This is a genomic window from Rhodococcus sp. NPDC057014 (assembly GCF_042673295.1).
GTDB lineage: Bacteria > Actinomycetota > Actinomycetes > Mycobacteriales > Mycobacteriaceae > Rhodococcus_F.
The window spans coordinates 1-2,806 of the sequence record NZ_JBHUSF010000561.1; the positions used below are offsets into that span (position 1 = coordinate 1).

The window sequence follows — 2,806 nt, forward strand, 5'->3', positions numbered from 1 at the left end:
TGCACGGCGTACCGTCACGTCCTCGACGGGGGTTGAGATGGACATCAGAGGTACCTCCATGATCGTGGAACTCGAGCTGCAGGCCCGGTCCGTTGTGGATCCCGAGCCGATTACGGCGGGCATGAAACGTGCGGGTGTAATGGCGTGTGTTCGGGGATCGCCCGAGGTGGGTGGGCTGCTGCGGCACCTGCGTCTCACCACAGCCTAAAATGTAATCACAGATCACACAAGGGGAGATCCGAACGCCGGTTAATATGTGATCTGTGGTCATGTCCAAGCGCGCCGAGCCGACTCTTCTGACCGATCAGGTCTACTCGATGATTCACGAGTCGATAATGAACGGTGATCTGCCCGCCGGTGCCCGCCTGCGGGTGCGCGATCTCGCCGAGCAGGTGGGAACCAGCGTGATGCCGGTGCGTGAGGCGATCCGGCGGCTCGAGGAAGCCGGTCTGGCCGAACGCGTGCCCCACCGGGGAGCGGTGGTCAAGGGCCTGACCCTCGCCGAGTTGGTGCACGTCTACGACGTGCGTCGGTTGCTCGAGGTGGAGGCCGCCCGGCTCGGCGCGCAGCGGATCAGCGCCGAGGACTGCGACCGGATGCAGGCCGAGTTCACGCTGATGCGCGCCGCCGTCGACGAGGGGCGCGTGGTTGCCGTCCTCGACCACGACGAGGCCCTGTTGTCGATCCTGTACGAGGCCGCCGCGAATCCTGTTCTTCTGCAGACGATCCGCAACCTGTGGAACCACTGCCGGGCCTACAAGATCGTGGGCGCGCAGGGAAGCCTGGACTCCGGGGGAGACGACCCGCTGTGGCGATTCCAGGAGCGCCTCGTTGCTGCTGCCCGGGACCGCTCGGGTGAATCCGCGGCCGCGGTCAACGAGGAATCGCTCCTCGACGCGACCGACCGCATCAAGGCGCTCCTGGCGACAGAGCAGGCCGCGGCGGCAGACGCCGGATAGCGCCGCCCCACACCTCTACGCCGTCGGCACGAATCGCCGTCGAGCAGTGCACCCTCGGGCCGGAATGACTCCCGAGTAACCACGGCCGGAAGGTCGCGCCACCCGAGGTGGTGAGCCCGCGGCCGGGTGAACCGTCGTGCTGTCCGCTGTGTCATCGGTATGGAAGCACGACCGAGGGGTTGTGTGATCTGTGATTACATATTAGTGTTCTGTGACGAGACGCACATCACACCAGCGGGTGTGGCAAGTGGTGAATGAAGCCGGCTCGCCGGCACGGCCTCGCGTCGAGAATCACGTGTTCTCGAATCACCTTGTGTCTCAATAGGAATCGAAACATCATCCGACCACCTCGATATCGCCACCGAGGAATGCCGCATCAGGGCCGGGTCGGCACAGAATGTCAACAAGGAGTCCGAGATGACGACGACCAACCCGTTGGACGACGCGCCACTGTCCACCTTTCACAAGAAGTTAGCGGTGTTCTCCTCCGGAGGGCCGTTCCTCGACGGCTACGCCCTCTCGATCATCGGTGTCGCGATGGTGCAGATCTCGGGCCAGTGGAACCTGTCGTCGGCCGAACAGGGCCTGATCGCCGCGTCCACGCTGATCGGCATCCTGCTCGGTGCCTTCGCCGGAGGTTGGCTGACCGACCGCTTCGGCCGGGAGGTCCTGTTCACCCTCGACCTGATCGCGATCATCGCCTGCTCGGTGGCGCAGTTCTTCGTAGAAGATGTCGTCTGGTTGATCGTGCTGAGGCTGCTCCTGGGCATGGCCGTGGGTGCGGACTACCCGATCGCCACCTCCCTGATGACAGAATTTGCGCCGCGTAAATACCGTGGTCCGTTGCTCGGTGCCTTCGTCACCATGTGGTTCGTCGGTGCGGCGGCGGCGTACGTCGTCGGCGAGGTCCTGGCGCGGACCGCCGGAGACGACGCGTGGCGGTGGATGCTCGCCAGTGCCGCATTGCCCGCAGTATTGATCTGCGTGGCCCGGGTCGGCACGCCGGAGTCGCCCAGGTGGCTGGTCAGCAAGGGGAAGATCGACAAGGCCAACGAAGTGCTGCGCAAGGTCTACGGTCCCGGTGTCACCGTCGCCGACCTTCCCGCCGACGAAGAGACCAACGTCGGCGTCAAGGAACTCCTGCGCTCCGGCTACGGCAAGCGGATGGCCTTCATCACCCTCTTCTGGACCTGCTCGGTGGTTCCGTTGTTCGCCGTCTACGCCTTTGCCCCGGCCATCCTCGGTGCCCTCGACCTCGAGGGCGACGCCGCACACATCGGATCCGCCGCCATCACCATCCTGTTCATGGTCGGTTGCGTCGTCGCGCTGCTGCTGGTCAATCGGATGGGCCGGCGCCCCCTGCTGATCCACAGTTTCGTGTGGTCGGGTCTCGCCCTGCTGCTGCTGGGAATCTTCCCCGGAGCGCCGAGCGCGATCATCATGGTCCTCTTCGCCGCCTACGCGGTCCTCATCGGCGGCTCCCAGATCCTGCAGTGGGTGTACCCGAACGAGCTGTTCCCCACCGAAGTCCGCGGTTCCGCAGTGGGATTGGCGTCCTCGCTCAGCCGCATCGGCGCTGCGATCGGCACGTTCCTGGTGCCGCTGTCCCTCAGTAGCCTCGGCATCGGCGTCACCATGCTGATCGCCGCAGGCGTCACCCTCTTCGGCGCCGTGATCTCCCAGATGTGGGCACCTGAGACCCGGGGGTTGTCCCTCTCCGAGAGCGCCGGGCTCGGCCAGACCGGCAAGGCACCCGCCGTCGCGGAGACCATCTCCGTGTAACAGAACCCAGGCGTCATGCGAGAACCGTGTCCTTCGCTCGGAAGGACACGGTTCTCGTGTGTCTC

The 2,806-nt window shown here is 65.2% G+C and carries 3 protein-coding genes; all 3 read left to right on the forward strand.

What is annotated here, in order from left to right:
• A partial coding sequence (locus ACFTZB_RS44790; protein WP_378442329.1) for a hypothetical protein occupies positions 1-208 on the forward strand: 208 nt, incomplete at its 5' end.
• A gap of 61 nt (positions 209-269) precedes the next feature.
• Entirely contained in the window at positions 270-959 is a 690-nt protein-coding gene (locus tag ACFTZB_RS44795; RefSeq protein WP_378442333.1) for a GntR family transcriptional regulator, read from the forward strand.
• 417 nt (positions 960-1,376) lie between these two features.
• Positions 1,377-2,741: an MFS transporter gene (locus ACFTZB_RS44800; protein WP_378442331.1), complete on the forward strand. Its 1,365-nt coding sequence runs from the start codon at positions 1,377-1,379 to the stop codon at positions 2,739-2,741.
• The last annotated feature ends 65 nt before the right edge of the window (positions 2,742-2,806 follow it).

Bases quoted from the DNA above. Each gene is read 5' to 3' on its own strand.
- ACFTZB_RS44800 (WP_378442331.1), top strand. From the start codon at position 1,377: ATGACGACGACCAACCCGTTGGACGACGCGCCACTGTCCACCTTTCAC.
- ACFTZB_RS44795 (WP_378442333.1), top strand. From the start codon at position 270: ATGTCCAAGCGCGCCGAGCCGACTCTTCTGACCGATCAGGTCTACTCG.